15 protein-coding genes are annotated in these 19,517 nt (G+C 62.0%); 11 read left to right on the top strand and 4 right to left on the bottom strand.

Going from position 1 to position 19,517, the window contains the following annotated elements:
• Window position 1: 1 nt before the first annotated feature.
• From xdhA to V2I08_RS09835, 7 genes are read left to right on the top strand one after another with little or no spacing between them, the layout of a single operon-like run.
• A complete protein-coding gene (xdhA, locus tag V2I08_RS09865; RefSeq protein WP_349634940.1) occupies window positions 2-1,429 on the top strand; it encodes a xanthine dehydrogenase small subunit in 1,428 nt (475 codons plus the stop codon).
• Window positions 1,422-3,731 (top strand): xanthine dehydrogenase molybdopterin binding subunit, encoded by a 2,310-nt coding sequence (gene xdhB, locus V2I08_RS09860; RefSeq protein WP_349634939.1) that lies wholly within the window; start codon window positions 1,422-1,424, stop codon window positions 3,729-3,731. The genes xdhA and xdhB overlap by 8 nt, the downstream gene beginning before the upstream one ends.
• On the top strand, window positions 3,728-4,648 hold the full coding sequence (gene xdhC / locus V2I08_RS09855; RefSeq protein WP_349634938.1) for a xanthine dehydrogenase accessory protein XdhC: 921 nt from the start codon (window positions 3,728-3,730) through the stop codon (window positions 4,646-4,648). The genes xdhB and xdhC overlap by 4 nt, the downstream gene beginning before the upstream one ends.
• On the top strand, window positions 4,645-5,940 hold the full coding sequence (guaD, locus tag V2I08_RS09850) for a guanine deaminase (protein WP_349634937.1): 1,296 nt from the start codon (window positions 4,645-4,647) through the stop codon (window positions 5,938-5,940). The genes xdhC and guaD overlap by 4 nt, the downstream gene beginning before the upstream one ends.
• Complete coding sequence (locus tag V2I08_RS09845) at window positions 5,937-6,941, top strand: adenosine deaminase (RefSeq protein ID WP_349634936.1); 1,005 nt, start codon at window positions 5,937-5,939, stop codon at window positions 6,939-6,941. The genes guaD and V2I08_RS09845 overlap by 4 nt, the downstream gene beginning before the upstream one ends.
• Window positions 6,938-8,065: a nucleoside hydrolase gene (locus tag V2I08_RS09840; RefSeq protein WP_349634935.1), complete on the top strand. Its 1,128-nt coding sequence runs from the start codon at window positions 6,938-6,940 to the stop codon at window positions 8,063-8,065. Before V2I08_RS09845 ends, V2I08_RS09840 begins: the two co-directional genes overlap by 4 nt.
• Before the next feature lie 9 nt (window positions 8,066-8,074).
• On the top strand, window positions 8,075-8,770 hold the full coding sequence (locus V2I08_RS09835) for an HAD family hydrolase (RefSeq protein WP_349634934.1): 696 nt from the start codon (window positions 8,075-8,077) through the stop codon (window positions 8,768-8,770).
• Here V2I08_RS09835 and V2I08_RS09830 read toward each other — a convergent pair.
• The 3 genes from V2I08_RS09830 to V2I08_RS09820 form a co-directional block, all read right to left on the bottom strand.
• Window positions 8,767-9,345, bottom strand: coding sequence for a TIGR00730 family Rossman fold protein (locus V2I08_RS09830; protein ID WP_349634933.1), 579 nt, complete (start codon window positions 9,343-9,345; stop codon window positions 8,767-8,769). The genes V2I08_RS09835 and V2I08_RS09830 overlap by 4 nt on opposite strands.
• A gap of 15 nt (window positions 9,346-9,360) precedes the next feature.
• Window positions 9,361-9,891 (bottom strand): phosphoribosyltransferase domain-containing protein, encoded by a 531-nt coding sequence (locus tag V2I08_RS09825; RefSeq protein ID WP_349634932.1) that lies wholly within the window; start codon window positions 9,889-9,891, stop codon window positions 9,361-9,363.
• Window positions 9,892-9,974: 83 nt separating this feature from the next.
• Entirely contained in the window at window positions 9,975-10,910 is a 936-nt protein-coding gene (locus V2I08_RS09820; protein ID WP_349634931.1) for a LysR family transcriptional regulator, read from the bottom strand.
• 486 nt (window positions 10,911-11,396) lie between these two features.
• Here V2I08_RS09820 and V2I08_RS09815 point away from each other — a divergent pair, with 486 nt between their 5' ends.
• The 4 genes from V2I08_RS09815 (at window position 11,397) to V2I08_RS09800 (ending at window position 17,806) form a co-directional block, all read left to right on the top strand.
• Window positions 11,397-13,853 carry a TonB-dependent receptor plug domain-containing protein gene (locus V2I08_RS09815; protein ID WP_349634930.1) on the top strand — a complete coding sequence of 819 codons (2,457 nt, stop codon included), beginning with the start codon at window positions 11,397-11,399 and terminating at the stop codon, window positions 13,851-13,853.
• Window positions 13,854-13,988: 135 nt separating this feature from the next.
• The gene (locus tag V2I08_RS09810) at window positions 13,989-15,014 is read left to right on the top strand and encodes a purine nucleoside permease (protein ID WP_349634929.1); all 1,026 of its coding nucleotides are present in this window, start codon (window positions 13,989-13,991) and stop codon (window positions 15,012-15,014) included.
• 1 nt (window position 15,015) lies between these two features.
• Window positions 15,016-16,377 (top strand): 8-oxoguanine deaminase, encoded by a 1,362-nt coding sequence (locus V2I08_RS09805; protein ID WP_349634928.1) that lies wholly within the window; start codon window positions 15,016-15,018, stop codon window positions 16,375-16,377.
• Window positions 16,378-16,417: 40 nt separating this feature from the next.
• Window positions 16,418-17,806 (top strand): nucleobase:cation symporter-2 family protein, encoded by a 1,389-nt coding sequence (locus V2I08_RS09800; RefSeq protein ID WP_349634927.1) that lies wholly within the window; start codon window positions 16,418-16,420, stop codon window positions 17,804-17,806.
• On the opposite strand, the gene V2I08_RS09795 is transcribed toward V2I08_RS09800, so the two are convergent.
• Complete coding sequence (locus tag V2I08_RS09795; RefSeq protein WP_349634926.1) at window positions 17,793-19,307, bottom strand: adenosine deaminase; 1,515 nt, start codon at window positions 19,305-19,307, stop codon at window positions 17,793-17,795. The genes V2I08_RS09800 and V2I08_RS09795 overlap by 14 nt on opposite strands.
• Window positions 19,308-19,517 lie beyond the last annotated feature (210 nt).

The following is a 19,517-nucleotide window of genomic DNA, read 5'->3' as shown; positions in this document are numbered from 1 at the left end:
GATGAGCATTCGTTTCCTGCTGGATGGCGAGCTGGTCGAGATCGTCAATGTCGATCCCACCGCGACCCTTCTAGACCATCTGCGCTACACCATGCGCCGGACCGGGACCAAGGAGGGTTGCGCCGAGGGGGATTGCGGCGCTTGCACCGTGCTGCTCGGCGATCTGCACGGTGACGCCATCCTCTGGCGTGCGGTCAATGCCTGCATCCTGTTCCTGCCGATGCTGGATGGCCGCGCGTTGTTGACCGTCGAAAGTCTGGCCCCCGACGGCGCGCTCAATCCGCTCCAGGCCTGCATGGCCGCCAATGGCAGTTCGCAATGCGGCTTCTGCACGCCGGGTTTCGTCATGTCGCTTTATGGCCGTTGCGTGGGGGCCAGCGGCCATGACCTGCCGGTCGCCGACGTCCTGGCAGGCAATCTGTGCCGCTGTACAGGATATGGCCCGATATTGGCGGCGGCCGATGCCACCGGCCCGCTGGAGCGCGACGACACAGCGGTCATCTCGGCGCTCAAAGCTCTGTCGGACACACCGGCCGTATCGGGACAGCATGGCAACCAACGCTGGTTCGCGCCCCGCAGTAGCGCAGCGCTGGCCGACCTGCTGGTCAACTATCCTGACGCGCGGATGGTGGCGGGTGCCACCGATGTCGGTCTCTGGGTGACAAAGGGGCTACGCCATATCGACACCTTGATCTTTCTTGGTGATATCGTCGAATTGCAGGCGATCGAGGAAAGCCCTGCGGGTATCCGGCTGGGCGCTGGCGTGCGCTATGCCGATGTGCATGCTGCCTTTGCGCGCCTGCATCCCGACCTGGGAGAACTGACGCGACGGATCGGTGGATTGCAGGTCCGCAATGCCGGAACCGTCGGCGGTAATATCGCCAACGGATCGCCAATCGGCGACGGGCCGCCTGCGTTCATTGCGCTGGGCGCTGAACTGACGCTGCGCAGCCGTGACGGACGACGAACGATGGCGTTGGAAGAGTATTTTCTCGACTATGGCAAACAGGACCGCCGCCCGTGGGAATTTGTTGAAAGTCTCTGGATCCCGTGTCCCGACCCTGATGCCATCCTTCATATCACCAAATTGTCGCGTCGTTTCGACAGCGATATTTCGGCGGTTTGCGGCGCCTTTCACTTGACTGTGCAGGGCGGTACCATCAGCGCCGCGCGCATCGCCTTTGGCGGCATGGCGGGCACCCCCCGTCGCGCGCCGCTATGCGAAGCCGCGCTGGTTGGGCAATCTTTTACGCTGGCGACGATGGAACGGGCCGCCGCCGCCCTGCGTACCGACTATGCCCCGCTCAGCGACGTTCGAGGCTCCGCCGCCTACCGTCTCGACGCCGCCGCAAACTTGCTATTGCGCCTGTGGCATCGAGAACAGGGGCAGGTCGTGTCGGTCCTTGACTTGGACGCCGTCCATGGCTGATCGTGATCCCGCATGGCGCGTGCTGCCCAAGCCATCGCACCCGCATGACAGTGCCCATCTCCATGTCACCGGCACCGCGCGCTATGTCGATGACGGGCCAGAATCCTCCGATATGCTCCACCTCGCCTTTGGCCAGAGCACCTATGCCCATGCCCGCATCCGCGCCATGGACCTCTCCGCCGTCTACGCGGCGGAGGGCGTGATGCATGTATTCACCGCGGCCGATATAGTCGGCGCGAACGATGTCAGTCCGGTTGCGGGCGATGATCGCTTGCTGGCCGATGGTGAGGTCATCTACGTTGGACAAGCCATCTTCCTGGTCGCCGCCACCAGCCAGCGCGCAGCGCGCAAGGCCGCACGGCTCGCCAGGATCGACTATGAACCGCTCCCCGCCTGCCTCACGATTGAGGCCGCGCAGCTATCGAATTCGCTTATCGAACCGACCCAGCGCATGGCGCGCGGCGATGCCGATGGAGCGCTGGCCGCCGCGCCCCATAGCCTGATCGGCACCTTTGACATGGGCGGGCAGGATCATTTCTATCTGGAAGGCCAGGTCGCGGTCGCGACGCCCGGTGAGGATGGCCAGATCCATCTGCTCTGCTCCACCCAGCATCCCAGCGAAGTCCAGCATCTGGTCGCCCATATGCTTCACCGCAGTTCCGCCGATGTTACGGTAGAGGTGCGTCGCATGGGCGGTGCCTTTGGCGGCAAGGAGACGCAGGCCGCCTTGTTCGCGGCGGCGGCGGCGCTGGTGGCTGACAGGACGGGGTGCCCCGCCAAATTCCGCTGCGACCGCGACGACGACATGGTGATGACCGGCAAGCGCCATGCTTTCCGCATTGCTTATGATGTCGGTTTCGATGCGCAGGGCCACCTCCTTTCGCTACATCTGCGCCTCGCCTCGCGCTGTGGTGCTACGGTCGATCTGTCCCCGGCGATCAACGACCGGGCGATGTTCCATGCCGATAATTGCTACTGGCTGCCCGATGTCGAAATTCTGTCGGAACGCCTCAAGACCAACACCGTGTCCGACACTGCCTTTCGCGGCTTTGGCGGGCCGCAAGGGATGTTGGCAATAGAGCGCATCATGGATGATGTCGCTGCGCATCTGGGCCTTGATCCGCTGGCGGTGCGGTGCGCCAATCTTTACGGCCCTGGTCGCGATGTCGCGCCCTATGGCATGACGATCGCCGACAATATCGCGCCGCAACTCATCGCTCGTTTGCGCGCCGATGCCCGATATGACCAGCGTAGCGCCGCGATCAACGCCTTCAACGCCACAAGTCCCATCATCAAGCGCGGGATAGCGCTTACGCCAGTCAAATTTGGGATCAGCTTTACCACCACTCATCTGAACCAGGCTGGCGCGCTGGTGCTGGTCTATGCCGACGGCTCGATCCAGATCAACCATGGCGGCACGGAAATGGGGCAGGGACTCTACATCAAGGTGGCGCAGGTGGTCGCCGATGTCTTTGCCGTACCGATCGACCGGGTGCGGATCACCGCCACCCGCACCGACAAGGTGCCCAATACCTCGGCCACCGCTGCCTCGTCGGGCGCTGACCTGAACGGCATGGCCGCCTATAATGCGGCGATGACGATCCGTGACCGACTAACCGGATTTTTGGCGCGCACATTCGACTGTGCCGACACGGACGTCCACTTCACTCCGGACGGGGTAATAGCCGGGAGCGAGCGCCTGACCTTCGCCCAACTGTGCCGCAAGGCGCATATCGGCCGGATATCGCTGGCCGCCACCGGCTATTATGCTACGCCGGGCATAGCCTATGACCGTGCCGTGCATCAGGGGCGGCCCTTCTATTATTTTGCCTATGGCGCGGCGGTGGCGGAGGTCGCGATTGATACGCTGACCGGCGAGCATAAAATACTGGCCGTCGATATCCTCCATGACGTCGGCCGATCGCTCAATCGGCAAATCGACATTGGCCAGATCGAAGGCGGGTTCATCCAGGGACAAGGCTGGTTGACCACCGAGGAACTGATCTTCGATGATCAAGGTCGGTTGCTCACCCATTCGCCCGCCACCTATAAAATCCCCACTGCATCGGACCGGCCCGACCATATGACGATCAGCCTGTGGGATGGCGAGAATGTCGAGCCGACGATAAACCGATCGAAGGCAGTCGGCGAACCACCCTTCATGCTCGCCATCTCGGTCTTTTCGGCGTTGACCCGCGCCGTCGCAGCGGTCGCGCCGGATGCGCGCGCGCTCCCCCGCCTCGACGCCCCCGCCACCCCCGAACGCATATTGCGCGCTGTGACGGAGCATCGCGCGCGATGAGCGAGTGGCTGGGCTGGCTGAGGTGCGTTGCAGGCAAGGCACCGAGCGCTTTGATCAGCATCGTGGCAAGCGAAGGCTCCGCGCCGCGCGGGGCGGGAACGCGGATGCTCGTTACCGAGGAGGCGCTTCATGGCACGATCGGCGGCGGCCAATTGGAATATCGCGCAGTGGAGCAGGCACGCGCCATCCTTGCGCATTCGCCGGGCCATTGGCGGGTGCAGGATTATCCGTTGGGGCCATTGCTGGGCCAATGTTGCGGCGGGCGGGTGCGGTTGTTGATCGAACATCTCGATCCCACAGCCATGGACTGGCTGGCGGATGCGGCGGACGAACGCATTCTCGTCTCGACCTTCCTGCCGGACCGGGTGGACCGGCATGTGAGCGACCATGCCCTGCCATCCGGCCTGTCGGCGCGCGGCGATCGTCCTCGCGCGGGCGACAGTCTGGCGGAAATTATCGGGCAGCACCGCCGCCCGCTTTACCTGTTCGGCGCTGGCCATGTTGGTCAGGCCATCGCTCGCTACGCCGCCAGTCTGCCCTTTCGGTTGTCCTGGTTTGACACCCGCCCGGCATTCGAGATGATCGAGGGCGTCACCGTGGTCCCAGAAGCGGCGATCGAGCAATGCGTCGCAGACGCGCCCGATGACGCGGCCATCCTCATCCTGACCCACGATCATGGCCTCGATTATCGCCTGACCCACGCAGCGCTCAGCCGTCCGCCCTGCGCCTTTACTGGCCTGATCGGTTCCGCCACCAAAGGTGCCCGCTTTCATGCCCGGCTCACGCGCGATGGCATTGATGCGCAGGCGCGCGCACGGCTGACATCGCCGATCGGCGTGCCGGGCGTCGTGGGCAAGGAACCCGATGTCATCGCCATCGCCGTGCTGGCCCAACTGTTGCAATTGAGGGTGGCATGACAATCCGGGGCTTTCGCGGTGAACTCCTGTCGGTTTCGCGCGATCCCTATCACTACGACGATGTCATCCGCCATGAACCAGATGGGTTGCTGGCGATCGAGGATGGCATTGTCGTCGCGCGGGGCGACTATGCGACGCTAGCGGGTCGCTATCCTGGCCTCGCGATCGAGCATCTCCCTGGCCTGATCGTCCCCGGCTTCATCGACGCCCATGTCCATTATGCGCAGATGGACCATATCGCCTCGCACGGCGAACAATTGCTCGACTGGCTGGATCGCCATATCTTCCCGGCTGAAAAGGCCTTTGCCGACCGCGCCCATGCCGATCGCACGGCGGGCCTGTTTCTGGACGAACTGCTGCGCAACGGCACGACCAGTGCGCTCGTTTTTCCCACCGTACATGCCCATTCGGTCGATGCCCTGTACGACGCGGCGCTCAGCCGGAACATGCGCATCCAATCGGGCAAGATATTGATGGATATGGGACCGGACGGGCTGGCCGACACGGTCGAGAGTGCGCGCGACGAGAGCGACGCGCTGATCCGGCGCTGGCGTGGCCGTGGGCGGCTCGGCTATGCGGTGACGCCGCGCTTTGTCCTCACCTCCTCGGACGCACAGTTGCAGGTCGCGGGTGCTTTGCTCGCCGATCATCCCGACATATTGCTGCACACGCATCTGGCCGAGAATCTGCGCGAATGTGCCGCCGTGGCGGATCGTTTTCCAACGGCGCAGGATTATCTCGACGTCTATGACCGCTTCGGTCTGGTTGGCAATCGATCGGTTTTCGCCCATGGCGTCCACCTGTCCAACCGCGCCTGTACCCGGCTTGCCCAAAGCGGCGCGGGGATTGCGGTCTGCCCCAGTTCCAACCTGTTTCTGGGGTCGGGCTTCTTCGACTTCGGGCAGGCGGATGCTCATGGCGTGCGCATCGGCCTTGGCACCGATGTCGGCGCGGGCACCTCCTTCTCCTTGCTCCATACCGCAGGTCTGGCCTATCAGGCTGCCCTGTCGCGTCATTATCCGCTCGATCCGTTCCGCGCCCTCTATCTGGCGACAGCGGGCAGTGCTGCGCTGCTCCACATTGACGACCGTGTTGGCGGTCTCGAACCGGGGCAAGAGGCCGATTTCATCCTACTCGACTGTGCAGCCACCCCGCTGCTGGCGCGCCGCACGGAAAAAGCCACGCTTGCAGAACGTCTCTTCGCGCTGCAAATCCTCGGTGACGACCGCGTCATCGCGCGGACCTATATCATGGGCCAATGCGCCTGGGACCGACAAGGCACAGTATCATGACCGATCTCGACAGCTTCATCATCGGCCTGCCCAAGGCCGAACTTCATCTCCATATCGAGGGCAGCCTGGAGCCGGAACTGATGTTCGCTCTTGCCAAACGCAATGGCGTCGCCATCCCCTATACCAGTGTGGAGGATGTGCGAGCCGCCTATGCTTTTGGCAATTTGCAGGATTTTCTCGACATTTATTATGCCGGAGCGAATGTACTGCGGACGCAGCAGGACTTTCATGATCTAGCCGCCGCCTATTTCGATCGCGCGGTGGCAGACGGCGTTGTCCACGCCGAACTCATGTTTGATCCGCAGACCCATACGGATCGCGGCATCCCCTTCGCCGTGGTCATCGAAGGGCTGCTGTCCGCTTGTGGAGACGCGCAGGCGCGCCACGGCATCAGCAGCGCGCTCATCCTCTCCTTCCTGCGCCACCTGAGCGAAGAGGCGGCGTTTGAAACGCTGGCCGCCGCCGACCCCTGGCTCGACCGGATCGCCGCCGTCGGTCTCGATTCCTCCGAAAACGGCCATCCGCCCGAAAAATTCGCCCGCGTATTCGCGGCAGCAAGGGCCAAGGGTCTGCGCCTGACCGCCCATGCCGGCGAAGAAGGCCCGCCCGCCTATGTCTATGAGGCGCTGGACCTGCTCCATGTCGACCGGATCGACCATGGCAATCGCGCTTTGGAGGATGATGCGCTGGTCGAACGGCTAATGCGGGAGGAGATGACGCTCACTGTCTGCCCGCTCTCCAACCTCAAACTGTGCGTCGTGGGCGATCTGGCCGATCATCCCATCGACCGGATGCTGGACCTCGGCCTGTGCGCCACAATCAATTCGGACGATCCGGCCTATTTTGGCGGCTATATCGCCGACAATTATCGCGCTGCCGCGGCGGCGCGCGGCCTCACCCGCTCGCAACTTGGTCAGTTGGCCCGCAACAGCTTCACCGGGTCGTTCCTACCGGCCGACGCTATCGCCGCCCATCTTAAACGACTGGACGCCTATCTATGAGGCTGCTCGCGACCCTTCTCGTGCTGCTCCTGACCATCGGTCTCGCCCATGCCGACACACCCCGGCGCAAGGTCATTATCGACGATGAGGGCTTTGCGCTCATGCACCTCATGCTGTTGGAGGCACCCGACGTTGATGTGCTGGGCATCACCACCGTATCCGGCAATATATGGGCCAATCGCGCCACGGCCATGGCGCTGCGCGGACTCGAAATCGTCAACCGCACCGACGTGCCGGTCGCGCAGGGCGCGACCTATCCGCTGTTGAACTCGGAAGGCCTGACCGATCGCTGGGAAGCCCTCTATGGCAAGCTGACATGGAAGGGGGCGTGGATGAAACAGTGGGTCGAACCGACCCAGCAAAGCACGCCACCCTATTTCGGTCCCGATGATCCAGTGAACCTGCCCGAAGGCAATCCAACGACCAAGGCGCGCGACGAGATCGCCGCCAATTTCCTGATCCGCATGGTCCGCCAATATCCCGGCGAAGTGACGATCATCGCCGCCGGACCGCTCACCAATCTCGCGCTCGCCCAGCGGCTTGACCCCGCCTTCGCCACCCTGGCAAAGGAACTTGTCTATATGGGCGGCTCGCTCAATCCCCGGCAGACACTGGACAATCGCGCCGCCGCCGATTTCGCCCGCGAATTCGTTAACACGCCGCGCCGCGAATTCAACATCCGCTTCGATCCCGAAGCTGCCAGCATCGTGGCGCGCAGTCCGTGGAAAGCGATCATCGTGGTGCCGGTCGACCCTTCGACCGGCACGCAGCGCAGCCAGTCGCTGCTCGACCGCATGGCAAAGTCCGCCAGCCCTGACCTTGCCCGCTTCATCGGCGCGCTGGAACCCGGGTTCCCGCTGTGGGACGAGATCGCGGCGGGCGTCTGGCTCGACCCGACCCTCGTGACTGATCAACAGACCCTCTATGTCGATTATAACAGCCAGTTCGGCCCCGGCTATGGCGATATGCTTTCCTGGTTCGCGCCCTATCGCCCCGGCCTTGGCGAACAGCCCGCCACCGTCATACGCACGATCGATGCAGCCCGATTGGAAGCCTTGATGATCCGCCTGATGGCCAACAGCCAAGTGAAAATGACCGTCGCCAGCCAGTCTTCCCGACCCTAGGATACGCCTATGACGATCAAGCTCATCTGCCTTGATGCCGACGACACGCTCTGGCATAACATGCGGCATTTCAACGCGACCGAAGAGGCGCTGGTGGCCATGCTCCAGCCCTTTGCCGACACCCATATCGCCCGTGACACGCTCAACGCCTGCGAAGGGCGCAACCCCAAACTTTACGGCTATGGTGCCAAGGGTTTCACCCTCTCGATGATCGAGACGGCGGCCGAACTGGCCGGGGATCAGATTTCCAAAACGATGATCGAGGAGATATTGGCCGCCGGGCGCGCGTTGCTCGCGCATCCGGTTGATCTGTTCGACGATGTGGCTGACACGCTGGCGGCGCTGGCCCATCGGGGTCAGCTCGTCCTCGTGACGAAGGGCGACCTGCTGCACCAGGAATCGAAGCTGGCAGCGTCAGGGCTGGGTGACCTGTTCAGCGGAATCGAAATCGTCAGCGACAAGACGGAAAACACCTTCCGTCGGGTGTTCGCCCAATATGGCGTCGCCCCCGACGAGGCGATCATGGCGGGTGATTCCATGCGATCCGATATCCATCCGGCACTGGAGGCGGGGGCGTGGGCCGCCTACATCCCACAGGAAGGTGCCTGGGTTCATGAAATCGCGGCGTCTCCTTCCGATCACCCCCGCTTCCGTCAACTCGACCGGCTCGCCCTGCTACCTGACCTGATTGATACGATCGGTTAAAGATCGTCGGCACCCAGCCAATGTTCGGTTTGCGGCGGCAGATATCGGGCCATACGGTCGAGCAACAGTTCAGGATCATCATCGATCAGCAGCATTGCCCGGTGCCGGGGCTGGAGGAATCCTTCCCGTACCACGGAATCGATGAAGGTCGACATCGGCGTATAGAAGCCGTTGACGTTGAGCAGCCCACAGGGCTTTTCGTGATAACCAAGCTGCGACCAGCACCAGGCCTCGAATATCTCTTCCAGCGTACCGATGCCGCCGGGAAGGCACAGGAACCCATCGGCAAATTGCGCCATCATTGCCTTGCGTTCGTGCATCGTCTTGACGACGTGCAACTCGGTAAGCCCTGGATGGTCATGCTCGCGCGCACGTAGCGCTTCGGGGATGACGCCGATCACCTCGCCGCCAGCCGCGCAGACCGTATCGGCGATCACCCCCATCAACCCTACCATGCCGCCGCCATAGACAAGGCCGATGCCGCGCTCTGCCAACAGCCTGCCGACTTGTTCGGCGGCTTCACGATAGACAGGGGAATGGCCGGGCGAGGAACCTAGATAGACGCAAATTCGCATGACGCTCCCCGCATTTTAGCTCAGCCGCTCAGGCACCGACAGGGCTTCCTCGACAATGGCATCCTTCGTGCCGACTGCTTCCCAGGGGAAGACGAACCAGCGCTTATCCTCATCCCGGTCGATCATCTGTGCCCAATAGTCTACCGTCACGCGAGACCGGCTGTTGGTCACGATGACTGCGAAGCGCAAATTGTCGTCCTGGCACCCATTGTCGGCGAGCAAGCGCCGCACATAGTCGATCGTGCCGCCACTATCGTTGATGTCATCGATGAACAGCAATCGCTGGCCCGTAGCGCTCTTGGCCGCGACCTTGGCCAGGAGCTCGTCGGCAAAGCCCGGCACCTTGGAGCTATGGTCTATCGAGAGCATGGGCAGTTGCGTCTGGTGTGAGATATACACTGCGGGGACCAGACCGCCGCGCCCGATGCCGATGATGAAATCGGGTTTCCAGTCGCTTTGGTCGATCAACTGCGCCAGGCTTTGCACATCGGCCAGAAAGGCATCGTTGGTGATATAATGAAGGTGCGGCTTAGCCGATTCATGCATGACAGTTCAGTCCATTGGCGATCAAGGTTGGATATCCCGATATCGGTTCTGCACGGATTGGGCAAATGGCAGCGGACACAGGCTCACTCTTCGGCAGTGCCGTCGATCGATATCGGGTAGCTGAGTTGCGGGAAGCCGGTCTCTATCTCCTGCAATACGATACCCGCTGCATAGGAAGGTGTGCGCGCCGATGCCGTGCATAGCGCCAGCGTCATGGGCCGCAAGATCGGGTCCGAAATCTTGGTGAAGGACAGGATGCCGCGCCGAACCTCCGTGATGACGTCGAGTGACGTCAATATGCCGATGCCGACCCCTTGCGTCACCAACGAGGTGATCATCTGGATATTGTCGGACGACACCGCCCGGTCGATCTGCACGCCTGTCGCCCCTTCCAGCACGGCGATCTGCTCGTAAACGGCCAGCGGTTCGGCTGGAACGATCAATTTCGATCCGACACAGCTCGAAAAGCGCGCCTCGCGCTTGGCACCGAGCTGATGTCCTGCCGGGGTGACGAAGCCAAGCACGATCTCCACAAAGGCGCGTACCGCCAGGTCACGAACCGTCTGCGGCTCGAAGAAAATGCCGAAATCGACCTCGCCGCGTACCGTCGCCTGACGCACCGCATCATTTTCGAGCACCCGGACACCGATCGTAATGCCGGGATATTTGGTCTGGAGCGCTTGGATCGCCGTCGGGATATAGCCCTTTGCCAGAGCGTCGATGACCGCGATGTCGACATGGCCGCGCTTGAGACCGCGCAGATCCTCTATTTGCGCCCGAACATCGACCAGATTCTTTTGCCATTTGGTGCCCGCCGCCATCATGACCTCGCCTGCGGCGGTCAATCGCAGACCCGTCGGCAGCCGCTCAAACAACGGCACGCCTAGCGTGGCCTCGACATTTAATATCTGCCGATCGATCGCCGAAGCCGACACATTGAGTTCGTCGGCGGCGCGCCGGATCGATCCCAGTCGGCCTACCGCTATGAAATAGCGTAAAAAACGTGAAAGTGCCGGCATACCCACCCTATTTTTTGCAACACTGCGTCGAATTCATTGCATTTGATCGCATCACGTCAAGTCCTTAGTTGCAATGCAACAGAGCGTCTTGAGATGCGTCCAATGGATCTGGGGTGTGCAGAACCCCAATAATCGTGCGGACAGGGATGGCGGTACGTAACCGCATTGGGGGAAGCATGATGGGGCAGTTGCGCGTGCAAGAAGAGGGCTGCGACCTGGTGGCGTGCGCACGTCATTACCCTGGGCCGGGCGTCTCTGATGGTCTCAAAGTGATGTTGGTCGCTCCCTCTGCCTAACAAGCGCCTGCCGAGGCGAAGACGAGAGGGATCGATCAGCGTGACGGCCGTTCAAAGTAGCCGCTCTGAGGCCCATAAATAGTCTGTAAGAACATAAATTATCACAAGAAAATGGAGAGGAGCAGGCGAGGGTAACCAGCGGGGTGACGGTATATTTGCTGCCCCTGCGCACTAGGGGGATAATATATAGATGGCGAAATTTCACGGATTGAGCGCGCCGAGCAGCGGGTCGTACGCATCACTGACTTTGTTCACGGCCGGCCTGCTGGCCTGCACGGCGCTGACGTCGCCTGTCCAAGCGCAGGATGGTCTACCTGCCGACGCCCCGGAGCAGGGGGCAGACATCGTCGTGACGGGTGCGCTCGAAGCGCTGCCGCTCAAGGATGTCGGTTCCATTTTTGGCTTCAAAAAGACGCTCCTGGAAACCCCGCGCTCCGCCTCGACCATTAGTAGCGAGCAGATCGAACGGTTCGGCATCACCAATATCTACGATCTCGTCGCCCAGTCGCCCGGCACCTTCACAAACAGCTTCTTTGGTGTCGGCGGCGCGCTAGACATTCGCGGCACACCTGGCGAAGTCTATTTCCGCGGTGTCCGCCGTCTCGACAATCCCGGCAATTATCCCACCCCAATCGGCGCGTCCGAACGGATCGACATCGTCCGCGGTCCATCGTCCCCGATTTATGGTCCATCCAAGACCGGGGGCTATATGAATTTCGTGCCCAAATCGGCACGGGTCGCCGGCGGCGCATTGATGGGCGCGTCCGAAGGAGAGGTTAGCTATACGCGCGGCAGTTGGGACTATAATGTTCTGAAAGCCCAGGTGCGCGGCCCGGCGAAAATCGGCGCTGCCGAGTTTGGCTATAGCCTCTATGCCGAAATCGAGGATTCAGGCAGCTATTATAACAATATGTCGACCAAGCAGACGATCCTGGAAGCCGCCTTCGACAATCAGCTTACCGACAGCCTCCGCATCGAATTTGGAGGCATGTATCATAATTTCAAAGGCCAGCAGAATGGCGGCTGGAATCGCCTGACCCAGGATCTGGTCGATAACGGCACCTACATCACGGGGACCGCCAAGCCGCTCGATACTAACGGCGACGGGCAGTTGTCGCCAAGCGAATTCAACGCTGGCGGTAATTTCAACCCATTCGGTACGTTCGGGTGCGGTGGCGGCAGCACGTCCGCGGCATCCTTCACCGACGCCTGTCTTACCAGTACCTATCCCAACCTGGCACTGGAAAATACCGGCACCACGAAGCTCAGCCGCCGCAATGTCTTGACCGGCAAAAATGATCGTCTCGATAATATTGCGAAGACAGGATATTTCGACATCATTTTCGCGCCCGAAGGTGGCTACGAGATCAAGAACCAATTATTCTACGACGGCATCGATAATATGAACGAGAATGCCTATGGATTCTCGCAATTCCATAAGAGCTGGGTGATCGAAGACAAGATCGTGGTGGCCAAAAGTTTCGATACCACGGCTGGTAAAATCTCTATCCAGGCATCCCCTTCGGTGCGCTATACCAAATTCCTCCATGGCGATGATTTCAACTATGAATATTTTCACCGTGTTGATCTGACCCAAGGCTATACGCCGCTGTCCGATCGTTTGCTGTCGACGGAATGCGATTGCGATTATGCCAACTATATGAAAGGCCATTTCGTCGATTACGGCATGGCCGGTCTCGCCGACATCGATTTTAATTTCGGGCTCGGCCTGGTTCTGGGCGCGCGCTACGACAAGGTGCATGTCGAATCCACCAGCATCGTCGAAAAGCTGGAAAACGTGCCTGACGTCATTTCGGGTTCGGGCAGCAAGGGTGGCTGGTCATGGAATGCCAGCGCTTCCTACAAACTGCCCTTCGGTGTCATTCCCTATGTGACGGCTTCGCGCCAGACGACGGTGATTGCGGGGCAGGGGTCGGAAATCGATGCCGCGACTGCTGCGGGCGAGACCTTCCTTACGGCCTCCAAACTCTATGAAGCCGGTATCAAGGGCAGCTTCCTCAACAACATGCTCTATGGCGCGGTATCGGTCTACAAGCAGGAGCGGACGGACCATAATATCCAGTCGTCGACCGTCAACCAGTCGGTCGAGACCGAGGGTGTCGAGGCGGAGTTCCGCTGGTCGGTGGACAAGCATTTCCTGGTAACGGGTGCCTACACCCATACGGTCGTCACCAACCTGACCTTCCTGGACGCTGGTTCCACTTTCAGCTTCTTTGGGATCGAGGATCTGGTGAATGTCAGCGACCCGACACTGACGCTCGGCGGGCAGGTCGGCGGCCTGGTGCCCATCCCCAACAAGGCGGCCGCAGCGCGCGCGGGTATTCCCAAGAATCTCTATTCGCTGACAGGCACCTATTCATTCGACAGCGGGCTCGCCTTCTCGGCCAGCGTGGTCAAGGTGGACTCGGTCTTTTCGGGCCAGTCGCGGGTTGTGAAGCTGCCCGCCTATACACTGGTCGATGTCGGCGTATCCTATGAGATGGACAAATGGCTGTTCCGTCTGAACATCAAGAACCTGACCAACGAAACCTATTATCGCGCCAACTTCACGGAGTTGTTCGGCAGCACCATCGTCCTGCCCGAACGGCCACGCAGCTTCCAGGCGACGATTTCTCATAAATTCTGATCGGCAAGGGAGACGTCGGCCGGTGGCCGCGTCTCCCGCTCATAGAAAGGATAGGCCGTCATCATTCGCTTTCTGATACGTACCGCCACGCTGGCCAGTGCCTGCCTCCTTTCGCTGCCGCTTGGCGCAGCCCCGGTGGCCCCGGCTGATATTACCCATTGCACGCCCGGTGGTGCCTGCTCCACGCCGTTGCCGGTCCGTGTCGTCATCGTCACGATGTTCGAAATCGGTGAGGATAGCGGCGACAAGCCCGGCGAGTTTCAGCTCTGGAAGGAAAGGCGGCATCTCGATATGCGCATCCCCTTTCCTCAGTCCCATCATGACCTCTATTATGATCCCAAGACCCAGGTGCTCGGCATGGTGACCGGCATGGGCAATATCAAATCAGCAACGGCGACCATGGCACTGGGCCTGGATCAGCGGTTCGACCTGTCCCACGCCTATTGGCTGGTCGCGGGCATTGCAGGCATCGATCCGCAAGACGCATCGATCGGGTCGGCGGCCTGGGCGCGTTATCTGGTCGACGGCGACCTCGCCCATGAAATCGACGCGCGCGAAATTCCCGCAGACTGGAAGAGCGGCTATTTCGCGCTGCACAGCAAGGGGCCCGCCGATCCCAGCCCACCCGTCAGCCAGGGTGAGATTTTCGAGATCAACCCCGCCCTGCGCGATTGGGCCTATGATCTCACCAAGGACATGGTTCTGCCCGACGATCCTTCGATCCAGAAGGAAAGGGCGCGCTTCACGAACCATCCCATGGCGCAAAAGCCGCCCTTCGTGCTCAAGGGCGACCAACTGGCGGCGATGACCTTCTGGCACGGCGCGCGCCTGACCGACTGGGCCAACGACTGGGTCGATTATTGGACGCAGGGGAAGGGCGAATTCGTCACCTCCGCCATGGAGGAAACAGGTTCCTATCAGTCGATCGTCTATCTTGATCAGATCGGCCGCGTGGACAAGAATCGGTTCATGGTGCTGCGTGCGGGCAGCAACTTCACCATGCCGCCGCCCGGCGACACCGCCGCCCATTATCTGCTGACCGAAAATGAAGGTTATGCAGGCATGACCGCCGCGCTCGAAAGTCTCTATCTGGTCGGGTCCAAAGTGGTAGACGAACTGGTCGGCCATTGGGATCGTTATGAAAAGACCGTGCCCCAATAGCATGGGTCTTTCCGTCATCCGCAACGCCGACATTCTGGTCTGCATGGATGATCCCCGGCGGGAAATCGCGCATGGGGCGGTCGCGTTCCGGGATGGGGTCATCCTTGCGGTAGGGACGACCGCTGAACTAGTGCCATGGGTGGCGCAGGCCGATGCGGTGATCGATGCATCCGGGTGCGTAGTGACGCCCGGCCTCGTCAACACCCACCATCATCTCTATCAGTCGCTGACCCGTGCGCTGCCCGGCGCGATCAACGCTTCGCTGTTCGACTGGCTCAAGCGCCTCTACCCGATCTGGGCACATTATCGGCCTGATGACGTCTTTGCCGCGACCCAGCTTGGCCTTGCCGAACTGGCGCTGTCGGGCTGCACCCTGACGTCCGATCACCTTTACCTTTTTCCCAATGGCGTGACCCTGGACGACACCATCGCCGCCGCGCAGGGGATCGGCATACGCTTCCATCCCACACGCGGGGCGATGAGCGTAGGGACAAGCGCCGGCGGCCTGCCGCCCGACAGTCTGGTCGAGGATGAGCGCACGATCCTCAACGACACGATCCGCGTAATCGACCGTTTCCATGATGCCAGCGACGGCGCCATGGTCCGCGTCGGCGTCGCGCCCTGCTCGCCCTTTTCCGTCAGCCAGGGCCTGATGCGCGACGCGGCGCTGCTGGCGCGCGACAAAGGCGTGATGCTCCACACCCATCTGGCGGAGGATGCCGATGATGTGGCTTTCTCGCTCGAACGCTTCGGCTGCCGTCCCGGCGATTATGCCGAAAGCCTGGGTTGGACCGGCCCGGACGTCTGGCACGCCCATTGCGTCCAACTCGACGCGCGGGAAATCGTCCTGTTCGCGCGCACCGGCACGGGCATCGCCCATTGTCCCTGTTCCAACTGCCGCCTGGGGTCGGGCATCGCGCCGCTCAAGGCGATGTTCGAACAGGGCGTGTCGCTCGGCCTTGGCGTCGATGGATCGGCCTCCAGCGACAGCGGGAACCTGTTGCTCGAAGCGCGGCAGGCAATGCTGCTCCAACGAGCGGTCGGCGGCCCCGCCGCTTTCGATCCGCGCGACGCTTTGTTCATCGCGACCCGTGGTGGCGCGCAAATGCTGGGGCGTCCCGACTGCGGCATGATCGCGCCAGGAAAGCGGGCCGATATCGTCCTGTGGGACGGTGTGAACTTCGGCTCGACGGGAGCGTGGGACAAAGTCGCAGGCCTGATCCTTAGCCCCCCCGCAGGCGCGCGCGACGTGTTTGTCGAAGGCCGCGCTGTGGTGCGTGACGGCCAACTGGTGCAGGCCGATCGCGCCACGATCCTGCGCGCGGCCGATCGATCGCTCTCCCGCCTTATGAGCCTGGCCTGATGGCCGCCCATTCTCCGCCGTCTCGCCCGTGGAGTGCTCCATGACCCCAACCTCTCATCTGGCCATCAAAGCCGACATCGCCACGCCCAGCCGCACAATGACGGGGGCGGAGGCCCGCGATCCCGATTATTTTCCAGGGCTTGCGGTCGCGATCCCGCTTGGTGTCCAGCATGTCCTGGCGATGTTCGTCAGCAACCTGACCCCGGCGATCATCGTGGCTGGCGCGGCCGGTTTCGGTGTGGGATCGGCTGATCCGGCACCCATGATCTACATGATTCAGATGGCCATGCTCTTTGCAGGCATCGCCACGCTGATACAGACCATCGGCCTCGGCCCGGTCGGCGCGCGCCTGCCGCTCGTTCAAGGCACCAGCTTCGCCTTCCTGCCGGTGATGATCCCGATCGTCGCGGGGCAGGGGGTCGCCGCGATGGCCCAACTGACCACGGCCGCCATATTCGGCGGTCTGTTTCACGCCTGCATCAGCAGTTGCATCGGCCGCATCCGCTTCGCCCTGCCGCCGATGGTCACGGGGCTGGTCGTGCTGATGATCGGCCTGTCGTTGATGCGGGTGGGGGTGCAATATGCCGCAGGTGGCGCGGCAGTGCAGGGCACACCCGCCTATGGCGCGGCCATGAGCTGGATGCTCGCGGGCGTCGTCGTGGTCGTGACACTGGGCCTGAGCTTCTATGGGCGCGGCCTATGGTCGACGGCTTCGGTGCTGCTGGGCCTGGTCGCGGGCTATGCCGTCGCTGCGGCAATGGGGCGCGTGTCGCTTGCCCCGGTAGAAACCGCCGGGTGGTTCATGGTCCCGCAGCCCTTCCATTTCGGCTTCGCCGTGTCGTTCCCCGCGATATTGGGCTTCTGCCTGATGGGTTTCATCTCCGCGATCGAATCGATCGGCGCTGTATCGGCGATCTGCGAGGGGAGTGGCGGGCGCCCCGCCACCGACCGCGAACTGATCGGCGCGACCAGCGCGGACGGTTTGGGGACGGCGCTGTCGGGCATCTTCGGGGCGATGCCCAACACATCCTTCAGCCAGAATGTCGGGCTGATCGCGATCACGGGCGTTATGAGCCGTCATATCGTGACGATCGGCGCGCTGTTCCTCATCCTGTGCGGCCTTGCGCCAAAGATCGGGGCGTTCATCACCACCATCCCGATCGAGATATTGGGCGGCGGGGTGATCGTCATGTTCGGCATGGTCGCATCGGCGGCACTCTCGATCCTGTCCGGCGTCGATTGGTCGCAACGCAACATGCTGATCTTCGGCGTCGCCCTGTCGATCGGCATCGGGCTTGAACTGGAGCCGGACGCGGTTTCGCATCTGCCCGAAACGCTGCGTATCATCCTGACGTCAGGCGTTCTGCCCGCCGCGCTGGTGGCCGTGATTCTTAACCTGGTCGTCCCGGACCGTCTCAGCGTGGCATAGCTTCGAAGATCTGGAGATCGCGCTCCAGCGTCGCCTGCGCCGCAGCCTTGGGGCTCGCCGCCAGATAAGCGCTGCATGCCGACGCATCGATCACCAAGCAGGCAGCGACCCGTGGGCCGCCGGGGCGGTCCCGCCAAAGGCTGTCGCCGGGCAGGAAGCTATAATGCAGCCCGTTGCGCACAATCTGCTTGAGGTCCCCATAGCGCAATCCCTGTTCGGTGACGGCGCGCAGATATTCGTTGGTCATGTCGCTGCGCGATACACCCTCATCGTCGGTCGACAGCACCACCGGAACGCCCGCCTCGCGATAGAGCGAGAGCGGATGATCGCTGCCTTTCACGCCCAGGATGACGGCATTGCTGGTCAGGTTGATTTCCACCGCAATCTGGTCCCGCGCCATGCGCGCGAGCAATGCAGGCGCGTCGCTTTCATAGGCGATATCGATGCCATGGCCGATCCGCCGGGCCCCTGCAACCTGTACCGCGTCGCGGATGTGAAAGCTCAGGTCGCGCGAGGGCACCAGGCCCATCGTCAGTTCACCGGCATGAAGCGACAGCTTGACCTTTGGATGCCGGACCTTGAGGAAGGCGATCATCGCCATATGGCGCGCATAATCCCGCACCGCGACCGGATCATGTTCGGGCGCGGCGATATTGACCCCGACAAAGCGCGGGTCGGCCTCGACCAGGGCAAAGCCGAAGGCGAGTTGCGCAAACACCTGCGCTGGCGGGTTGGTGCGGATCGCCGTGTAGAGATAGCGCATCTCGACCTCGCAGCCCGGCTTGGCATTCGCCGTCCCGCACTCGGCGATCGCCGCACCCTGCGCATCATAGCTGTCATAATCGGCCTTCGCGCTGGCGATGGCGTCCGGCAAGAGTGGAACAATCCTGGCATGGAGGGCGGCAAGATCGCTGGCGTCGGCATCGGCCATCTTGACGCCGAGCGCCCAGCCTGCGCGCGCGCCGCTACCTAGTTCAACATAGGATATATGATCGGCCGCTGCCTGCTGGCGGGTTAGGGCCATGGCTTCGCCGACATGCTGACTATAGGCCGGGCCGAACGCATCGAAGGTCGCGAAGAAACGGTCATAGCCCGACACCGTCGGATCACCCACGCCCGCTTCAAAGCCGCGTGTGGAAAAGGCGTCGATCGCGCGCGAATAATGGGGATAGGCGCGTTCCAGCCCGGCCGCCGCGATCCGGCCCGGTGCGTCGCATGGCGGTTCGACAATATGATGATTGTCGGTTGCGATACACAGGCCGTCGGCCGCCGCCCAGCGCAGATAATCCTCTGCGAAATTGGCACCGCCCGCATGATTGTGCAGGTCGCCGCCCTTGGGCATCGCCTGAAGGAAAATGCGCAGACGCGGGCTGCTGCCCACGATGCTATCCAGATAGGCGGCTGTGCGCGCTTCGTTCGACATAGGGGCGACGGGCGTCCGTGCCATGACCGGCCCCGTACCCAGCATCAACGCCACCAACAGCGCAGTCGCCCGCATCATATGTCCCCCCATTTTGCGGCCCTTCTGGCGATGGAACCTGCGATGTTCAATGACGATATAGTGGACGTCCTGTTGCCAAAATCAGAGCGCTTGGGCGGAAAGACGGTATCGCGGCTTATCGACAGGGGTAGCCTAATTTTGCGATTCAACCGTCCCGTTAACGGCAATGGACGCACGGCGGAATCCTCAATAGGCCTGCGCCCACATCCA

The sequence above is a fragment of the Sphingobium sp. MK2 genome (assembly GCF_040170545.1).
In the GTDB taxonomy this organism is placed as follows: domain Bacteria; phylum Pseudomonadota; class Alphaproteobacteria; order Sphingomonadales; family Sphingomonadaceae; genus Sphingobium.
Note: the sequence above shows the minus strand (reverse complement) of the source record. Positions and strands in the feature narration are given on the sequence as shown.